This window comes from Bacteroidota bacterium, assembly GCA_016195025.1.
In the GTDB taxonomy this organism is placed as follows: domain Bacteria; phylum Bacteroidota; class Bacteroidia; order Palsa-948; family Palsa-948; genus Palsa-948.
The window spans coordinates 41,736-60,280 of sequence record JACQAL010000041.1 but is presented as its reverse complement, the minus strand read 5'-3'; the positions used below and the strand labels follow the sequence as shown (position 1 = coordinate 60,280).

Genomic DNA, 18,545 nt, shown 5'->3' with positions numbered 1-18,545 from the left:
ACGGCAGACCATTCCGCCCACTGCCACGGCTGACCAGGAAATAGGGGCGCGCAACATTGTAATCCGTTCGTACAAAAAAATTGCGCAATATGTGATGGCAGTTGCAAACGATGTGGCGGTGGCGGCAGGCGATGTTACCGCAGGCGAAACGGTGGTGCTGCGTGTGGGACTCAAACTCAAAAAGAAACCCGTGCTGCTGCACCCCGATTTCACAGGCGATTCGCCCGAACCGGGAACAGCCGAAGTGAAGAAAACAAAAACGAAAAAAGGAAACGAAGGGCATTTGTGGAGATACGGCATGACCACCGCAAAAGGCATTGCCCCTGCCGTGCTCCGTCCCATCCTCTTTACCCTCGAAGCCCATGCGGTGATTTCCAACCTGCCAAGCGCAGCCATCATCGGCATTCAGCATGCCGGCATAACGAGTGTGAAACACACCAAAAAAACCACCGTTACGGAAACAAAAACCAGTAAAACCACCTCAAAAATAGCCCTAAGCAAAGCGGGGCATCCTTTGTTCAACCACACCACCGATGACCACTACCAGTGGACTGACTTCATCTATGTTGTGATTTCGTAGAAAAAAACCACTTTGCAAGTAGTAAAGATGCTCTTTACTAAAGGAGAAGTGCTCTTTACTATCGGAAAAGTCATTTCTACTATAAGCAAAGCAGCAACTACTATAAGAAAAATAACTTTTCTTATCTGCAAAGCAGTGTTGCAGTTCATCAAAGTGGTTTTGCAGTTCTGCAAAGCAGCGATGCAGTGCTGCAAAGTGGCTATGTGTGTCTGCAAAGCAGCAACTACTCTCTGCAAAGTTGCTATGCAGATAAGCAAAATAATTTTTCTTATCTGCAAAGCAGCAACTACGACCTGAAATGAGAAAAATACGCTGAAAATAGTCCTGCCTGCTATCTGCCGCACCTAAATTTACTCCATCACAATTTTCTTTGTTATCATTCTGCTTCCGACAGAAATCTTCACCACGTAAACTCCGCCCGGCAAGCCGTTCCTACGAAGTACGAATGAATCCGAATTACGAATAATGGATAAACTGACTTCTTTGCCAAATACATCATACATTTTAATATCCGTAATTCGTAATTCGCCAGGATTCGTAATTCGCAGTGTTGCCGTTTCGGCAAATGGATTGGGATAGATGCTGATTTCGTTTCCGCAGTTTGTTTTAACGGCAATGGGGTTGCAGTATTTATAATTGCCGTCAAAGTCGGTTTGTTTCAGGCGGTAATATAAAGTGGCAGCGGCAGTTGGCAGTTCAGAGTCAATAAACTCATAGTTAAGAGTGGTTGTGGAATTTCCCGCGCCTTTTACTTCGCCAACATCCTTCCATTCTTCCATACTTCCATCCTTCCGTTGTATTTCAAAATAATCATTATTTTTTTCCGAAGCGGTTTCCCATTGCAGAATAGTTTTATCGCATTCGTTTTTTCCTGTGAAGAATAAAAGTTCAACGGGCATGAGTTGCTGGCAGCCGGTGTTTTGGGTGCTCGTGAAAGGCGTGGAAGAAGAAACCGTGATGTTTGCCACCGTGGCGTTCGTTCCTAAAAAAGTTCCGGCAACTGCTGTAACGGTGGGAGTGCGCGCGGTAACGGTAATGCTTCGCGCAGCGCCCCAACTGCAGTTGGTCAAATCCAATTTTGTTTTGGTGAGCCCGAACCGTGCGCTCGCGCTGGCGTTATGCGTGAACACAGCGCTCCGGTCAGGCATCCAGAAGGGCTCTTTGCACATGTAGGGAACAAATCCCGCCATGCCGAATTCTTTGTTGAACTTTTTTACTCCCGCGCTGTCGGTTTTGATTAGTTCATACGTAGTGGATGCGCGTATGCCGTAAATGAGCAAACTGTCTTTATCGCCTGCCGTATGGCTGCGGGCAATGCCCAGCCCGGGGTCTTCGGTGCCGCCATCATCGTATGTTTTCGCCCACACCAGCGAGCCATCGCTTTTGACTTTCACCACAAAAAAATCCTGCATGGAAAAAAAATCATCGGCATAGCCGCACGCCACAAATTTTCCATCGCTCATTTCTATTACGCTGAAAAACTCTTCGTTCTTGTTGGAAGAACCTAAATCCACCGCGTAGCGTTTCGCCCATGTTATAGTTCCGCTGCTGGTAAGTTTCATGAGGAAGGCATCCTGATTGGAAGCCGACACGCCATAAGTGCCTGCCACAATATATCCGCCATCGCTGGTCTGCTTCACGCAATGCCCCGCATCGGTAAAAGCGGTTCTGACTTTGCGGCACCAGTCAAGCGTTAAGCCGGCAGTGAGTTTCACCACCCATAAATCGGGACCGGAACTGTCGGAAGTGCCGGTTAAAATAAATCCCCCGTCAGAAGTGGAAGTTGCGTTCTGCGCCATGTCATTGCTGGTGCCGGTGTTGGCAATGCTTTTCGCCCAGTTCACCGAAGTTCCGCTGGGGTCAATGCTGGTAACAAAAATATCATCGCCCGAAGTTCCCACCCAGGTGTTGCCCACTAAGAGGTAACTTCCATCGCTCAGCGTTTTCACTGCAAACACTGAATCGGAATTGCCTCCTATGTCGAATGATTTTCTCCATTGCTCGTTGCCCATGTTGTCGGTTTTAATGAGGGCAATATCGGGAACACTGCTTGCGTACCACGTTCCGCCAATGATGAAGCCCCCGCTGTTGAGCGTATCCATCACATTTGATTCAGGGTCGGGAATGGGAACGCCTGAGCCGTACTCGACTTCAAACTGGCTTTGCGCAAAAAGAAGTTGCGCAGTAATGAGAAAAACAATCAGTGAGAAGAAGATTTTGGTTTGCATTGGAAAAAACCTCACTCTCTTCCCCTCTCCTTGCACAAGGAGAGAGGTGTCGGTAGGACGGGGTGAGGTTGAGGAAATTTGTTTCATTTTTCTTAAATGTTATTTCATTAAACTTATATTTCCTTTTTTGCTTCCCGTTTCGCTGTTGAAAAGCGTGTATTGCAAATAATATGCAAACACAGCGCAGCCCTGCACTTCTCCTTTGTATTCCCCGTTCCATCCTTCTTTCGGGTCGGTGGTTTGAAATACTTTTTCTCCCCATCGGTCGTAAATTACCAGTTTCATTTCCTTTATGCAATTTCCATATACATAAAACACATCGTTCTCGCCATCGCCATTCGGAGAAAATGCATTAGGCACGTAAACGGGTTTGCAGTTTATTTCAACCGTCACGCGCACGCAGGCGGAATCCATGCAGCCCGCAGCATCTTTCACATACACGCAGTAATCGGTGGTGGAAGTGGGATTGGCAACCGGGTTCTGGCATAGCGTGCAACTCAATCCATCGGAAGGCGCCCACGAAAAACTTACTCCGCCATTGGCAGAAAGCGTGGTCTGGTCGCCAATGTTGATGACTACGCTGGGACCTGCATTGGCAATGGGAACGGGGTTCACAATTACTGTTGCGTAAGCCGTGTCGGAACAACTTCCGTTGGTAACCACCACGTAATAATTTCCTCCTGCCGGAGGATGAATGGTTGCAGTGGTTGCACCTGTGTTCCATGAATACGTTGCACCTCCCGAAGCATTCAGCGTAGCAACCTGCCCCTGGCAAATATTATTGAAGCCGCTGATGAGCGCGCTTGGCGGAGGAGAAACCGTTACCGTTGCGGTGGCAGCGCTGCTGCAGCCGCTGGCATTCGTAACAATTAAGGTATAGGTGGTGGAGCCGGTGGAAGCAGGATTCAGCGTAAGGGCCGAAGTGGTGGCGCCATTGCTCCACGAATAATTTCCTCCCCCGCTTCCGGTAAGAGTGGTGGCATCGCCTGTGCAGAGCAGCGTGTTTCCGCTGATGGCTGCCGCGGGCGATGGATTGACAAACACCGTGGCACTTGCCGTGGCAGTGCATCCGTTGGCATCGGTAACAGTAACCGTATAACTTGTGGTGACATTCGGGTTCACAGTGATGGAAGGAAAATTCGCCCCGGTGTTCCACGAGAAAGAAGTTCCGCCCGAAGCCGTAAGCGTTGCCGATGTTCCGCTGCAAATGGTTTGATTGGGCGAAATAGCCGGCACAGGCGGAGGATTCACTGTTACATTCACGCTCGTGGAATCCATGCACGTTCCGCTGGAAACAATTACAGAATAGGTTGCGCTGGAAGTCGGACTCACTGTGATGGAAGCGGAAGTTGCACCCGTACTCCATGTAAAAGTTGTTCCGCCCGATGCAGTCAACGTTGTTGTGCTTCCCACGCAAATGGAAGTGCTGCCGCTCACATTCGCGGTGATGCTGGTGGTAACCGTAACCGTTGCAACGGCAGTGGCAGTGCAACTTCCCGCAGTAACAACTACACTATAAGAAGTAGTAACCGTTGGCGAAACGGTGATGGAAGAAGTGGTGGCGCCCGTGTTCCACGAATAAGTGTTTCCGCCCGAAGCAATAATCACTGCGCTGTCGCCTGCGCAAATCACCGAAGGGCTCACAGTAGGATTAATCATGGGAGTAACTGTGATAGTTGTTGCCGCAGTATCCTTGCACCCGCTTCCGTTGGTAACAATCACCGAATAAGTTGCAGTAGTAGTGGGAGTAATTGTTATGGAAGAAGTGGTGGCGCCTGTGTTCCACGAATAATTTCCTCCGCCTCCTGCAGTGAGCGTGTAATTGCTTCCAGCGCAAATAGTGGCGGGAGAAGAAACGGTTGCCGCGGGCGAAGAATTTATTGTCACGATTGCCGTATCGGTTGCAGTTGCTCCTGTTGCATCGGTAATCAAAACAGTGTAAGTGGTGGTGGCAGTCGGGCACACAGTGATTGCCGAAGCGGTTTGCCCCGAAGGATTCCATGCGTAAGTAAAAGGAGAAGTTCCTCCGGAAATGCCGGCAGAAATATTCGCGCAACTTCCCGAACAAAGATTTGCTCCGGTGGTTGCCACAGCAACCGTATTGCAATTCTGAACAGTGATGACAAGATTTGCCGTATCATGCCCTGCCGGAGAACAGTTTCCGAAAGTTGCAATGAGCGAAGCGGTATAGGTTCCTGCGGTGGTGTAACAAACCTGCGGAGGATTTTGCCCCACATACGAAGAAGGATTTCCACCGGGAAAACTCCACGTCCACGCGGTGGCACAGAGCGAACTTAAATTGGTGAAGTTGATGCAGCCGTTAATGCAAATGGTGGTGGCGCTGGCAGAAAACCCGGCATTGGACGGATAGTTGGTGATGCCGCAGTTGGCAGCGCCCGCAACATCATCGAGCGCAATCACGCTGGAGGTTCCGTTGCAGCAATCGGGATTCACCACCACTTCCACGCAGCCGTCATTGTCAATGTCTCCCACCGCAATTCCTTCACACGTATGCCCGACTTGCTTGTATCCCCATAGCAGGGTGCCGGTGGAAGAATACATCTGAACAATATCTTTCGTGCCGGTGGTGTCATAGGCAGTGCCCACCACAATTTCCAATCCCGCGCTGCTCGGATTAAAATCTCCCACGCGCGGAGCGGGCGCATTCCATCCGGCAGTTCCGCCAGCGATTGCCCACATTTGATTTCCATTTTTGTCTAATACTTTTGGTCCTCCGCAAACAATTTCCAAATCACAGTTTCCGTCAATATCGGCAACGGCAGGAGTGCCTGAGCCAAAATTTGTTTTGCTCCACTGAAGCAAACCGGTGTTGCCGGCAATGTTGTATAAATTTCCGCCCTGCGGAGCAAGCACATCCACGATGCAATCCTGGTTCACATCGCAGATTACGGGCGACTGCGGAATTGGATCGAACTTGAAAGCAGCGTTTGTATATGTCCAGATAACGGTTCCGTTATTTCCAGTCAATGCTATAACCTGTGCTCCATTTCCAAATACATCGGAAGGAGAAATAATGACAACATCGGGCTGACCGTTTTTGTCAACATCGCCCACCGCAGGCGATGCCCAGAAATTTTCATTGGTGTTAATAATCGTGTACGACCAAATCATGGCACCTGTACCTCCGTTGAGGCAATATACTTTTCCGTTGTCGCAGGTAACGATTACTTCGGGGGTTCCTCCGAGAACAACATCGGCAACCACCGGGGAAGCATTGAAATCTTTAAGAGGAGCGGGAGTAAATGTCCAGATTACGCTTCCGTTATTTCCATTGAGGGCATACACTTTATTGCTGCACACCACCACGTCCATTGTTCCGTTGTTGTCCACATCGGCAATCACCGGGCTTCCGTTGATTTGCGCGCCTGTTGTATAGTTCCAGATGAGTGTGCCGCTTGAGCCGACTATTGCATTCACTGTTTGCTTGAAGGCGGAAACCACATCGGTAATTCCATTGCCGTTAACATCTCCGATGGCAGGTTCGCCTTCGCCACCTCCACCGTTTCCGGGAGGAGCAATGTATTGCCACTTCAACTTGGGCGCAGCGGTGAATGCTCCCTTCTGCAACTGCTGCGCGTGGTGCTGCTGCCCGCCACGAAACATCTGCCAGGTGCTTAATGCTGCAGTGGGTCCGGGTACGGGGGTTGTTTGCGCTTCAGCAAAAAATATTCTGAATGTAATCCCAAGAAGGACTGCCATTCTTGAAAAACAAGAGGAAGAATAGAGGTGTTGCATCGGATATATATTGGTTTGGTGTTGTCATAAAAATAAAAAAGCCCTTCCGGTTTTTTCGTAAGAGCGATGCGTGTGAGAAAAAAAATTTGCAATGGCGGAAAGCCCGCCCTTATCTTTCACGAGAAGATGGACGAAAGCATTGTATCTTGTTCTGTTTATTTTTTTCATTGCTCCTAAAAAAATGAGGGCTCTCCTTTTTACGGAAGAGCCCTGCAGATTTATTTTTCCTTTTCCAACAGGCAGACCTCTCCCGCTAACTTAAACCAATAAAACATGGAAGCGGGTGATGCACCTTATCAGGATTATGTGCGAGAGTTCTGCTCATTGCGGTGCAAATGTTTAACAATTAATTTTAAATTGTCAAGTTTTTTGGCAATTATTTTTTAATGTGTTGGTAAGTTGCATAAATACTACTTATTTAGTAGGTTTTCAATATCCCAGCGTCTTCAGCATTGATTTAAATGTTTGCTCCTTCGCAAAAAGTTTTGTGGTGATTTCTCCGTTCTCATCGCGGTCTATCAAAACGTGTTTGGGTGATGGAATGAGGCAATGCTGAATTCCGCCATAGCCAGCGAGCGATTCCTGGTAAGCGCCCGTGTGAAAGAATCCTATATATAAAGGACCATCGCTTCCGTGACCAATCTTCGGAAGAAAAATTTGCTCGGTGTGCGCTTCGGTGTTGTAATAATCCAAGCCATCACAACTCAATCCTCCGAGATTCACGCGCTGATATTCTTTGTCCCAGTGATTCACGGAAAGTAAAATGAATCGCTGATTAATTCCCCAAGTGTCAGGAAGCGTGGTGATGAATGACGAATCAATCATATACCAGAGTTCGCGGTCGTTCTGCTGTTTCTGGTCGGCAACGGAATAAAGTGCGGCACCGCTTTCGCCAACGGTGAACGAACCGAATTCGGTGAAGATGTTCGGCTCTTTCACTTTGTTCTGCTTGCAGAAAGTTTTTATCTGCGAAATAATTTCTTCGATGATGTACTCGTAATCGTATTCAAAGCCGAGCGAAGTGCGGATTGGCAAACCACCGCCCACGTTCAGCGAATCGAGTTCAGGACAAATTCTTTTCAGCTCGGCATACACGTTCAGACATTTTGCAAGTTCCGTCCAGTAATAAATTGTATCCTTGATTCCCGCACTCACAAAGAAGTGAAGCATTTTTAATTTCAACTTTTTATTTCCTTTTATTCTTTCCTTATAAAAAGGAACAATCTCTTTGTAGCGGATTCCCAAACGCGAAGTATAATAATCATAGGTCGGTTCTTCTTCCGAAGCAATTCTGATTCCGAGATTACATTTTCCTTTCACATAGCGCTTGTAATATTCTAATTCGCTTTTATTATCCAAAACGGGAATTACATTTTTGAAACCGTTATTAATCAGGTCAACAATAAACTGCGGATACGGTTTACGTTTGTATCCGTTGCAAACCACCCAGGTGTTTTTGTCAATCTTTCCCTGGCGATATAATTCTTTCACAATCGGAATATCATAAGCGGAAGAAGTTTCAATGTGCACATCGTTCTTCAGCACTTCATCCACCACAAAAGAAAAATGCGAACTCTTGGTGCAGTAGCAATACGTATAACTTCCTTTGTAATCCGCTTTCGCCATCGCCACGTTAAAAAGTTTTTTTGCTTTCTGAATCTGCTGCCCGATTTTCGGCAGGTAAGTTATTTTAAGAGGCGTGCCATATTGCTTGATGATGTCCATCAGCGGCACATCGCAAAAATGCAGTTCACCGTCAACCACATTGAAACCCTCCTGCGGAAAGTGAAATGTTTGCTGAATCAAATCCCGATATTTATTTTTCATAAAATGTTCTCCAAAAATTTAAGTTCGCGAAGTTGCTAATAATTTATCAAAGTAAGTGGTTTACTTCAACTTTTTTTTGATGAAGTAAGTGAGTCGGATTTGGGCGTGTCCGCGCGAAGCTCGCAGTTGCGCTTTCGCCACTCACTTTTTTTGCGAAGCGCAAAAAAGAGTTCAAACATCCCGATAGCTATCGGGAGGCTCAATCGCTCACGCAAGACCTCACCCCCAACCCCTCTCCTAAAAAAGGAGAGGGGAGATTGTGTGTGGCATTTCTCATCCCCGCGCTGAAGCGCGGGGATATTAATATTTTTCCCTACGGGAAAACAGAGCCATAAAATTTTGTCTCTGATTTTTTCTTCACTCTGTAAGAGTGAAATGTTAATAGCCCCGACCTTTAGGTCGGGGAATAATGAAATCAGAAATTATTCCCCCTCTCTTTTTAAAAGAGAGGGGGCAAGGGGGTGAGTTCTTAATTATATTTGCCAAGTGAAAAAAATAAAACTCATAGAAGTAAAATCCGAAATCGGTGCGGGCACACGCGGGGCAGGATTGGGCGTTGATGCAATCAAAACCGCTGCGCTTGATTTCGGAAGTTCTTTTTTCAAGCGCCACGAATCGGTGGAAGTTCCCAATGAGAACCGCTTGCTGCTCGAGCCCGTTGAAAATGATTTTGCGAAAAGAATAAAAGGAGTTTATTCATTCACCGAGCGCCTTGCAAAACAAGTTTCAGAATTTTGCAAAGAGGAAGGAACATTTCCCATCGTACTCGCGGGCGACCACACTTCTGCCATCGGAGTTACAACAGGAATTAAAATGGCGTTCCCAGAAAAAAAACTCGGCATCATCTGGATTGACGCGCACGCGGATATTCATTCGCCTTACACAACTCCATCGGGCAATATGCACGGAATGCCGATTGCAACAATTCTCGGAGAAGACAACAAGGAAATGCAGGTGAACAAACCCGATGAAGAAACAATTCAGTGGTGGGAAAAATTAAAACACATTGGAAATATTTCTCCGAAGGCTCATTATGAAGACATCGTGATGGTTTCTGTCCGCGACTTTGAAAGGCAGGAAGAATATCTTTTGAAGAAACACAGCGTGAAAAATACTTCTGTTGCAGAAATTAGAAATCGCGGAGTGGAAAGAGTTGCTGCGCTCATGCTTGCTTCGCTTGATACCTGCGATTTGATTTATATTTCTTTTGATGTAGACGCAATGGATCCGGAAATTTCCAAAGGCACCGGCACTCCTGTTCCGGGAGGACTCACCGAAAAAGAAGCAGGCAATCTTATTTATTATTTGCTGCGAAGCAAAAAAGTTTGCTGCCTCGAAGTGGTGGAAATAAATCCTACACTCGACAAAGAAAACCTGATGGCAGAAAATGCATTTGAGATTTTGCTGAAGGCGACCAATCAATTGATAAACGATTTCTAACTCTTACGAATTACGAATGGGCGAATTACGAATTGAAGAATTACTGAAAGGGAAAGTAGTTGAAGGAATAAAATTTCTTTTCGACCAATCCGTTTCTCCCAATCAAATCACTTTTCAGAAAACCAAGCAGGAATTTGAGGGAGATATTACGCTGTTAGTTTTTCCGCTGACGAAGGTTTCAAAAAAATCTCCCGAAGAAACCGCAAACAAAATCGGAGAATATCTCAAGCAGAATATTCCTGAAGTAAAATCATTTAATGTTGTAAAAGGATTTTTGAATCTTGTCGTTGCAGATGAATACTGGATAAAATATTTAACATCAACCATCAACCATCAACCATCAACCATTTCGGAAACCGTTATGGTTGAATTTTCTTCTCCGAACACAAACAAACCTCTTCACCTCGGTCACATCAGAAATAATTTGCTCGGAAGTTCCATTTCAAATATTCTAAAAGCAAGCGGAAAAAAAGTTGTTCGAGTAAATCTTGTGAACGACAGAGGAATTCATATTTGCAAATCAATGCTCGCTTGGAAAAAATGGGGGAACGGAGAAACTCCGCAATCGAGCGGAATGAAGGGAGATCATCTGGTGGGGAAATATTATGTTCTCTTTGACCAAAATCTCAAGTCCCAAGTCCCAAGCGCCAAGTCCCAAGAAGAAATACAAAATGCACCATTGATGAAGGAAGTTCAGGAACTATTAAGGAAATGGGAGGCGGGAGATTCGGAAACAATCGCTCTCTGGAAAAAAATGAACGGCTGGGTACATGACGGCTTTGAAAAAACCTATAAAGATTTAGGGGTGGAATTTGAAAAAACTTATTATGAATCTGAAACATATTTACTCGGAAAAAAAACTGTAGAAGAAGGATTGCAGAAAAATATTTTTTATAAAAAAGATGACGGTTCCGTTTGGATTGATTTAACGAAAGACGGTTTGGATGAAAAACTTCTTCTGCGCTCGGATGGAACATCTGTTTACATCACGCAGGATTTGGGAACTGCGATTGAGCGGCAAAAAGAATTTCACTTCGACAGAAAAATTTATGTGGTAGGAAATGAACAAGAGTATCACTTCAAAGTTTTATTTCTCGTTCTGAAAAAACTTGGTTACGAATGGGCAGAGAACCTTTTTCATCTTTCTTACGGAATGGTTGATCTTCCATCCGGCAAAATGAAATCGCGTGAAGGAACAGTAGTGGATGCAGATGATTTAATTGCGGAAATGATTCAAACCGCCAAAGCAAAAACTCAGGAGTTAGGAAAAGCAGATGAACTTTCTTCCGAAGAAGCAGAAAAACTTTATAAGATGATTGGAATGTCAGCGCTGAAATATTTCATTCTTAAAGTTGACCCGAAGAAAAGAATGCTTTTCAATCCTGAAGAATCTATTGACTTTAACGGAAACACGGGCCCATTCATTCAATATACGTACGCGAGAATTCGTTCGGTGTTAAGAAAATCACAAATCACAAATCACAAATCACAAGAAATCCAAAATATTCTTCCAAAAGAAAAAAATGTAATCAAACTCATTCATGATTATCCAAAAATTATTTCTGAATCAGCAGAGCAATATAATCCCGGACATGTTGCAAATTATGTTTTTGATTTAGCAAAGGAGTTCAACCAATTCTATCAGGAAATTCCGATTCTAAAAGCGGAAAAAGAAGAAGAGAAAAATTTCAGATTACTGCTTTCTGAAAAAACTTCAGCAGTAATTAAATCTTCGCTTGAACTTTTAGGCATTGCGGTTCCTGAAAGAATGTAATGAAATTCCCTTGAGGGCAGGGGGAACTTATTCCTTGATTCCAATCAGCACCACAAAACATCCTTTCTGGTTTGGCGCGGACGCAGCAGGAATTTCGTATTCTATATAATAAGAACCGGTTTTTGTAGGAGTAAAGTTGCAAACAAAATTATCTTTCTTTCCGCTTTCGTCAAAGAAAAGAATTTTTTTATCCGCACTGCTTGGGCGTTTGTCATAAATATTAATTCCAACTTCCTGCGGCAAAACAGTTTTTCCAAAAACAAGTTTGTATTCTTCACCGGAGTAAACTTCAAATTCTATAAATTCTTTTTTGGGTTTTGGGCCGTAAACAATTTCCTTCACTGCATAACTGTCATATTGATAGGGCGGCATTGCATCCATGCAATTTTTCACAATGGGTTTCACCTTGCATTGCTGAGCAAAAGAAAATACGGCTAAGAAAGAAAAAAAGAAAGCAAATAAAAATTTTTTCATGTGTAAATAATTTTTTTATCCAACAATTTCTTTTCTGAGATCGCGGGTTTTTTCCGTGATGGCTTTCAATTGTAATTCATCCATGATTATTTTTTCATTGTCTCCTTGAACAGTTAAATTATCAAACAAAGTTTTCAGTTCATTAAGTTTATTATACAGGTCTTTGAATTCCGGATCGCTTTGAAAATTTGCGCTTACGTTCATCAAACTGTTCAGAATATATTTTTGCTCTGCAATGCGGGTGGCAACTTTTTCTTTGTTCGCTTCTTTCGTGAGTTGCGTGGCTATGTACATGTTTTCAATCCATGCTCCTATGAAAATCATCAGCGTTTGTTTTTCTTTTTCATTGTCTTTCATGAAAACATCCATCTCGCTTTTCAAATCGCACACCACTTTGATGAGTGAATCTTCGTTGTTAAGATTATTTTTAAATCGCTTGAGATAATCATCTGAATCAAATAAACTGGACATTCCCAAATCATCCGAAAGTTTTTTTACTGACTCCATGTATTTACTTGCCTGCTGTGTTTGTTTGTTAAGCACCGTGTAAGCAAGGTCAGCGCTGTAAATGCCAAGGTTCAGCGTTTTGCTGTTAACGGAAGAATATTTTGAAATGTTATCTGGAGAATTTGCAACTCCATCTACATATTTTAATCCGGTCTTTTTAAAAATTTTTGCCATTATAAGAGGCGATGGCAGGGAATAGAAAAAATCTTTTGCCAAATTGCCTGTATCTTTTGTTGCAGCAACTGCAACTGTATCCTGTGCGGGCTGGGTTTCATCTTCTTTAGCAGTTCCGCAGGAAGAAATAATAATTCCGGCTAAAAATACTCCGGTTAAGTGAAAAAATTTTCTCATGTTTATTTGAATGAAACGAATAGATTGCGAAGATACAGAAACTTTTTACTTACATCCAAACCGATAAAATAATGCTCGCAATGGTTAATCCTGCTACGTGAAATGCAGAATCAATAATCATAATCTTCAATGGCTTCTGCAGATATATATAGTTCATTATAATTGCAACGCTCGTGAAACCAACTCCGCCAACAAGCGCAACTTTCACTCCGCTGTACCAGCGCCAGTTCACATTGTAAAAACTGAAAACGTGAATGAAATATGCCAGCGCAACTGTGCCGACAAAACAAAGAACAAGAGTGGGGAGCATAAACTTCCACATTTCTTTTTTCATTTTTTCTTTTTCTTCAGGAGATGGCGGATTTATTTTATGCCCTGCCATCCACATTTTTCCGAAAATGGGACCGAACCAAATTGCTCCGAGAACGAAATACGCAATTGCTCCAGCGGCAACCGCGAGCCAGTTGAGATGTTGAATAATCATTTGTGATGAGTTTATATTTTATACATCGAAGTTATCGAATATTTTATAGTTGGCTACTAATAAATCTCTAATTTTGTTCACATGAGATTGTTTGATATTTTATACCAGTTTCACGAAAAATACCCGAAAGCAGACGCGCTTTCAAAAAAAGAAAACGGAAAATGGATTTCTTATTCCACAAAAGATTTTATTGACTATTCCGAAAATCTTGCCTGCGGTTTGCTCGCGCTCGGAGTTCAGCGCGAAGATAAGATTGCAATTCTCGCCAACAATCGTCCCGAATGGAATTTTGCAGATATGGGAATTCAGATGAGCGGCTGCATTCTCATTCCCATTTATCCTACGGTGAGCGAGCATGATTTGGAATTTATTCTAAAAGATGCGCAGGTGAAATATATTTTTGTTTCTGCCGAGGATATATATAATAAGGTAAAAACAGTTTCGGCAAATGTGCCGGGCATGAAAGATATTTACACCTTCAATAGTTTTCCTGCTGCAAAACATTTCACCGATTTAGTTGAACTCGGAAAAAAAAATAAAGATGAAGCGAAACTAAAATCTATCAAGGATTCTATAAAGGAAAATGATTTGGCAACCATACTTTATACTTCGGGAACGACAGGTACTCCGAAAGGGGTGATGCTCTCCCACAATAATATTTTTTCGAATGTGTATGCCGTGCGCCATCTTCCGCCATGCGACCACAACGATAAATGTTTGAGCTTTCTTCCGCTCAATCATATTTACGAGCGAATGTTGGTTTCTTTATATATGTATCTCGGGGTTTCGATTTATTATGCTGAGAGTTTGGAAACCATAGGAGATAATTTGCGCGAAATAAAACCAAATGTTTTTTCCTGTGTGCCACGTTTGCTGGAAAAAGTTTATGACAGAATTGTTTCGAAAGGAAATGAACTCACCGGCATAAAACGAAAATTATTTTTCTGGGCGCTCGCGCTCGGAGAAAAATTTGAAGGAGTAGGAAAAGGAAGTTGGTGGTATAATTTCCAATTGAAACTTGCCAACAAATTTATTTTTTCCAAATGGCGCGAAGCTCTTGGCGGAAATGTGCGCGCGGCAGTTTCAGGAGGCGCTGCGCTGAATCCTCGCCTCGCAAAAATTTTCTGGGCTGCGCAGATTCCTGTTCTTGAAGGATACGGCTTGACAGAAACTTCTCCTGTTATTGCTGTGAACACACTTGAACCTGATGGAATGAAATTCGGAACGGTGGGAAAAGTGATTGAAGGCGTAACTGTGAAAATTGCCGAGGATGGGGAAATTCTTTGCAAAGGCCCGAACATTATGCTCGGCTATTACAAGCGTCCTGACGCCACTGCTGAAGCGATTGACAAAGACGACTGGTTTCACACAGGTGATATCGGAATTTTGGAGGAAGGAAAATATTTAAAGATTACGGACAGGAAAAAAGAAATGTTCAAAACATCAGGAGGAAAATACATCGCTCCGCAGATGATTGAAAACAAAATCAAGGAATGTCCGCTGGTGGAACAAGTGATGGTGATTGGAGAAAATCAGAAGTTTGCTTCCGCATTAATTGTTCCTTCATTTATAAAACTGAAAATGAAATATGAAAAAGAAGGGAAACCTTATCCGGGAAACGAAGAAGCAATTAAAAATATTGAACTGAAAAAAATTATTCACGACCACATAGAGCGGATGAACAAATCCCTTGCTCAATATGAATCCATCAAAAAGTTTGAACTCCTTTCAAAAGACTGGAGTATTGACGGAGGCGAAATGACTCCGAAACTTTCCCTGAAAAGAAAAGTAATTCTTGAAGCAAATAAAAATTTGGTTGAAAAAATTTATTTGGAGAAATAATTTTATAACGTTTGTCAAAAACTTTTCTGAAAAATTCTTTGTGAAAATGTTGGCTTGAAACAAATTTTTATTTTATTTTGTATTCAGAAATTTTTCTGAAACAAAAACAAAAAACATTTTTAGGTAAAGACAAGAAAAAAGTATGACAGACATCCCTCTCAAGAAGTACGCCATCATTGTTGCTGGCGGAAACGGCACCCGCGCAAACACTCCGGTTCCAAAACAATTCATGAAACTTGACGGCAAGCCCGTCATCATGCACACCATCACAAAATTTGCGGAAGCGGGATTGAGTATTGAAATTATTTTGGTGCTGAACAAGGAACAAATTAATTTCTGGCAGGAACTCTGCAAGGAAAATAATTTTTACACAGAAGTAAAAGTAGTGGAAGGCGGTGAAAACCGATTTGAGTCGGTGAAAAATGGATTGGCATTGGTTAGCGAAGAAGGAATTGTGGCGGTGCACGATGCGGTGCGCCCGCTCGTAAGTGCAAAAACAATTGTAACTTCTTTCAAAGCGGCAGAAATGTATGGCAATGCCGTGCCTGCGATTCCGCTCACAGATTCTATCCGCCAGATTGATTCATCAAAAAGTATTGCGGTGGATCGCACGCGCTACTGCGTAATCCAAACTCCGCAATGTTTTCTCGCAAGCATTCTGAAAAAAGCATATTCAGTGGCTGAATATAAAATTCATTTTACCGATGACGCTTCGGTGGTGGAAGCCAGCGGAGAAAAAATTCACCTCGTTGACGGCAATCCCGACAATATTAAAATTACCACTCCGCGCGATTTCCTTTTAGCGGAAGCGCTGATGAAGTATCGTCCAGTAGTTACGTCAGGAAATAAATTGAAGCCGGCAGAAGAATTAAATCTTTTGGGAGGAAATTCGCAGGTGGCTTAAATTAATTTCTGAACGGAAATTTTTTCAGAAAGCTCAAATTTCTCATTCATTCCTTTGATCAAATTTAAACCGGGCCTTTTTCCTTTTTCAATTGTTCCGAATTCATTTTCCATTCCGAGAAACTCCGCTCCGTTTTTTGTTGCCCACGTAATTAAAATTTCAAAAGGAATTTTCGTATATTGATTTGAAATAGTTTTCAGTTCATCCAGAACAGAAAGCGAATCGTTAGATGCTAAACTGTCAGTTCCGATTGTCATTTTCATTCCTTGTTCAAGAAACATGGAAATGCCAGGAAGTTTATTTTCTATATATAAATTCGCGTTTGGACATAAGCAAAGTACTACTTCGCATCCTCCTCCTTCAGAATAATGTTTTATGATTTTAATATCTTCTTTGGAAGTGTAAGTGTTGTGAACGAGCAAAACTTTTTTTGTTTCAATTAATCCTCCGAGAATAAAAAGTAAAGAGTTTTTCGCTCTGCGTTTTGAATCTACATCCACCCCGGCTTTCTGCATAAGTTCAGCAAGCGGACCGGTACCGGAAAAAAATAATTCATTCTCTAATAAAGATTCCTGATTGTGAATGGAGAGGAAAGGTTGTTTCAGATTGTCAATCCGCTCCATTAGTTTACTGGAAACACTGTAAGGCGCATGAGGAGTAATTGAAGCATTTGGAGATTTTAATTTTGAAATTAAAGTTTTCGCTTCTGAAATTTTTTCTTCCGCCTTTTCAGAAACTAAATCAAAAATTTCTATAAATGTATGATAGAAGATATTTCCTTTTTTCTTTTGCTCAAAGGAATATTCCGTGTTGGAAATATCCCCTACTGCCACAATGCCGTTTCGAATCATTTCTTCTTCTGCAGATATAATCGCAGATTTTATTTGTTCCGGAGAAAATGTATTGCGTTTCGGCACGAGTTCTGAAATAAATCCCGTGAGACCTTTGCGTTCAGAAATTTGTCCTTTGAGATGGGAAAGTTCGAGATGGCAGTGCGTGTTTACAAAACCCGGAACGATAATTCCTGAATGAACTTCAGCATCTTCTGACTTATTGCTCGAGACTTCCAAAATAATTCCTTCTTCATTAACCGTAACAACTCCGTTTTTAATCGGGGCAGATGAAACAGGAAAAATATAATCGGCAGAGATCTTTCTCACATCTACTAATTTACTAATAGGTACGAATGTACTAATTAGAGAGTTTTGCATTATTCGTAAATTAGTAAAGGATTAGTACATTAGTAGATGAATAAAAAAAACATACGCGCTCTTCCGCTGGAGGAGATTAAATCTTTTTTTGAAAAGAAGGGTGATAAATCTTTCCGCGCGAAGCAAGTGTATGAATGGCTCTGGAAAAAATCTGCCCGCTCGTTTGAGGAGATGACAAACCTTCCGAAGACAACGCGCAAAATGCTGGATGAAAGTTTTTCCATTCACGCTGTTACGATTGCTGAATCTCAAACAAGCAAAGACAGGACAATTAAAAATGCTTTCAGATTATATGACGGAAATATTGTAGAAGGAGTTCTCATTCCCACTGAAAACAGAATGACTGCCTGTATTTCTTCACAAGTTGGATGTTCGCTCACCTGCTCTTTCTGCGCCACAGGAAGATTGGAACGCTTGCGCAATCTTGATGCAGATGAAATGTACGATCAGGTTGCTATAATAAGGAAGCAGTCGGAAGAGAAATATGGCATTCCTCTTTCAAACATTGTTTATATGGGAATGGGCGAACCGCTTTTGAATTATAAAAATGTTTTGGAATCAATAGAGAAAATTACTTCGCCCGATGGTTTGGGAATGTCTCCTCAAAGAATCACCGTTTCCACTGCGGGAATAGCCAAGATGATTAAAAAACTCGGAGATGATAATGTGAAATTTAATTTCGCGCTTTCGCTTCACGCAGCAAACGATGAGAAGAGAAATAAAATCATGCCCATTAACGAACAGAATTCCCTGGAAGCTCTTGCCGATGCGCTGAAATATTTTTATGAGAAAACAGGAACTCGCGTTACTTATGAATACATCGTCTTCAAAGATTTCAACGATGATATTGCAGATGCGGTGGAGTTGGAAAAATTTTGCAGAGTGGTTCCGTGCAAAGTGAACATTATAGAATATAATCCCATCGACAATTCTGAATTCCGACAGACAACAGATGCACGATTGAAAAAATTTGTCGGCTATCTTGAAAGCAAAAGAGTCATTGTGAATGTCCGCAGAAGTCGGGGAAAAGATATTGATGCCGCCTGCGGACAGTTGGCGAATAAGAATAAAGCAATTCTTATAAATTAATTTATGCGGCTGTTTGCGTTAGGGATTGCAGCGGAAATCCTTTGGCGAAATAGATTCTTCACTTCGTTCAGAATTACA

At 42.7% G+C, this 18,545-nt stretch carries 15 protein-coding genes; 7 read left to right on the top strand and 8 right to left on the bottom strand.

What is annotated here, in order from left to right:
- Both HY063_08580 and HY063_08575 read left to right on the top strand, forming a co-directional pair.
- The coding region (locus HY063_08580; GenBank protein MBI3501835.1) for a hypothetical protein at positions 1-580 on the top strand (580 nt) is incomplete at its 5' end.
- A 27-nt stretch (positions 581-607) separates the two neighbouring features.
- Positions 608-877, top strand: coding sequence for a hypothetical protein (locus HY063_08575; protein MBI3501834.1), 270 nt, complete (start codon positions 608-610; stop codon positions 875-877).
- A 53-nt stretch (positions 878-930) separates the two neighbouring features.
- Here the strand turns inward: HY063_08575 and HY063_08570 are convergent, their stop codons facing one another.
- The 4 genes from HY063_08570 to HY063_08555 all read right to left on the bottom strand — a co-directional run bounded on the left by HY063_08570 (position 931) and on the right by HY063_08555 (position 8,391).
- Positions 931-2,808, bottom strand: coding sequence for a T9SS type A sorting domain-containing protein (locus HY063_08570; protein MBI3501833.1), 1,878 nt, complete (start codon positions 2,806-2,808; stop codon positions 931-933).
- 99 nt (positions 2,809-2,907) lie between these two features.
- Positions 2,908-6,528: a gliding motility-associated C-terminal domain-containing protein gene (locus HY063_08565; GenBank protein MBI3501832.1), complete on the bottom strand. Its 3,621-nt coding sequence runs from the start codon at positions 6,526-6,528 to the stop codon at positions 2,908-2,910.
- A 60-nt stretch (positions 6,529-6,588) separates the two neighbouring features.
- The gene (locus HY063_08560) at positions 6,589-6,732 is read right to left on the bottom strand and encodes a hypothetical protein (GenBank protein ID MBI3501831.1); all 144 of its coding nucleotides are present in this window, start codon (positions 6,730-6,732) and stop codon (positions 6,589-6,591) included.
- Positions 6,733-6,993: 261 nt separating this feature from the next.
- On the bottom strand, positions 6,994-8,391 hold the full coding sequence (locus tag HY063_08555; GenBank protein MBI3501830.1) for an arginine decarboxylase: 1,398 nt from the start codon (positions 8,389-8,391) through the stop codon (positions 6,994-6,996).
- A gap of 486 nt (positions 8,392-8,877) precedes the next feature.
- Here HY063_08555 and HY063_08550 point away from each other — a divergent pair, with 486 nt between their 5' ends.
- Both HY063_08550 and HY063_08545 read left to right on the top strand, forming a co-directional pair.
- Positions 8,878-9,831: an arginase gene (locus HY063_08550; GenBank protein MBI3501829.1), complete on the top strand. Its 954-nt coding sequence runs from the start codon at positions 8,878-8,880 to the stop codon at positions 9,829-9,831.
- Positions 9,832-9,847: 16 nt separating this feature from the next.
- Complete coding sequence (locus HY063_08545; protein ID MBI3501828.1) at positions 9,848-11,605, top strand: arginine--tRNA ligase; 1,758 nt, start codon at positions 9,848-9,850, stop codon at positions 11,603-11,605.
- A 27-nt stretch (positions 11,606-11,632) separates the two neighbouring features.
- Here the strand turns inward: HY063_08545 and HY063_08540 are convergent, their stop codons facing one another.
- Genes HY063_08540 through HY063_08530 form a run of 3 tightly spaced genes read right to left on the bottom strand, consistent with a single transcriptional unit; the run spans position 11,633 to position 13,421 of the window.
- Positions 11,633-12,079, bottom strand: coding sequence for a hypothetical protein (locus tag HY063_08540; GenBank protein MBI3501827.1), 447 nt, complete (start codon positions 12,077-12,079; stop codon positions 11,633-11,635).
- Between the two features lie 15 nt (positions 12,080-12,094).
- The gene (locus HY063_08535) at positions 12,095-12,937 is read right to left on the bottom strand and encodes a hypothetical protein (GenBank protein MBI3501826.1); all 843 of its coding nucleotides are present in this window, start codon (positions 12,935-12,937) and stop codon (positions 12,095-12,097) included.
- A gap of 49 nt (positions 12,938-12,986) precedes the next feature.
- Positions 12,987-13,421, bottom strand: coding sequence for a DUF1761 domain-containing protein (locus HY063_08530; GenBank protein ID MBI3501825.1), 435 nt, complete (start codon positions 13,419-13,421; stop codon positions 12,987-12,989).
- An 81-nt stretch (positions 13,422-13,502) separates the two neighbouring features.
- On the opposite strand from HY063_08530, the gene HY063_08525 reads away from it, so the two are divergent.
- On the top strand, positions 13,503-15,263 hold the full coding sequence (locus tag HY063_08525; protein ID MBI3501824.1) for a long-chain fatty acid--CoA ligase: 1,761 nt from the start codon (positions 13,503-13,505) through the stop codon (positions 15,261-15,263).
- A 142-nt stretch (positions 15,264-15,405) separates the two neighbouring features.
- On the top strand, positions 15,406-16,167 hold the full coding sequence (locus HY063_08520) for a 2-C-methyl-D-erythritol 4-phosphate cytidylyltransferase (protein ID MBI3501823.1): 762 nt from the start codon (positions 15,406-15,408) through the stop codon (positions 16,165-16,167).
- Here HY063_08520 and HY063_08515 read toward each other — a convergent pair.
- Positions 16,164-17,327: an amidohydrolase family protein gene (locus tag HY063_08515; protein MBI3501822.1), complete on the bottom strand. Its 1,164-nt coding sequence runs from the start codon at positions 17,325-17,327 to the stop codon at positions 16,164-16,166. The genes HY063_08520 and HY063_08515 overlap by 4 nt on opposite strands.
- 87 nt (positions 17,328-17,414) lie before the next feature.
- Here HY063_08515 and rlmN point away from each other — a divergent pair, with 87 nt between their 5' ends.
- Positions 17,415-18,467: a 23S rRNA (adenine(2503)-C(2))-methyltransferase RlmN gene (gene rlmN / locus HY063_08510; GenBank protein ID MBI3501821.1), complete on the top strand. Its 1,053-nt coding sequence runs from the start codon at positions 17,415-17,417 to the stop codon at positions 18,465-18,467.
- The last annotated feature ends 78 nt before the right edge of the window (positions 18,468-18,545 follow it).

Coding starts and splice junctions, on each gene's coding strand:
- rlmN (MBI3501821.1), top strand. CDS start 17,415: ATGAATAAAAAAAACATACGCGCTCTTCCGCTGGAGGAGATTAAATCT.
- HY063_08520 (MBI3501823.1), top strand. CDS start 15,406: ATGACAGACATCCCTCTCAAGAAGTACGCCATCATTGTTGCTGGCGGA.
- HY063_08570 (MBI3501833.1), bottom strand. CDS start 2,808: ATGCAAACCAAAATCTTCTTCTCACTGATTGTTTTTCTCATTACTGCG.
- HY063_08535 (MBI3501826.1), bottom strand. CDS start 12,937: ATGAGAAAATTTTTTCACTTAACCGGAGTATTTTTAGCCGGAATTATT.
- HY063_08540 (MBI3501827.1), bottom strand. CDS start 12,079: ATGAAAAAATTTTTATTTGCTTTCTTTTTTTCTTTCTTAGCCGTATTT.
- HY063_08560 (MBI3501831.1), bottom strand. CDS start 6,732: ATGAAAAAAATAAACAGAACAAGATACAATGCTTTCGTCCATCTTCTC.
- HY063_08565 (MBI3501832.1), bottom strand. CDS start 6,528: ATGGCAGTCCTTCTTGGGATTACATTCAGAATATTTTTTGCTGAAGCG.
- HY063_08545 (MBI3501828.1), top strand. CDS start 9,848: ATGGGCGAATTACGAATTGAAGAATTACTGAAAGGGAAAGTAGTTGAA.
- HY063_08575 (MBI3501834.1), top strand. CDS start 608: ATGCTCTTTACTAAAGGAGAAGTGCTCTTTACTATCGGAAAAGTCATT.
- HY063_08525 (MBI3501824.1), top strand. CDS start 13,503: ATGAGATTGTTTGATATTTTATACCAGTTTCACGAAAAATACCCGAAA.
- HY063_08555 (MBI3501830.1), bottom strand. CDS start 8,391: ATGAAAAATAAATATCGGGATTTGATTCAGCAAACATTTCACTTTCCG.
- HY063_08530 (MBI3501825.1), bottom strand. CDS start 13,421: ATGATTATTCAACATCTCAACTGGCTCGCGGTTGCCGCTGGAGCAATT.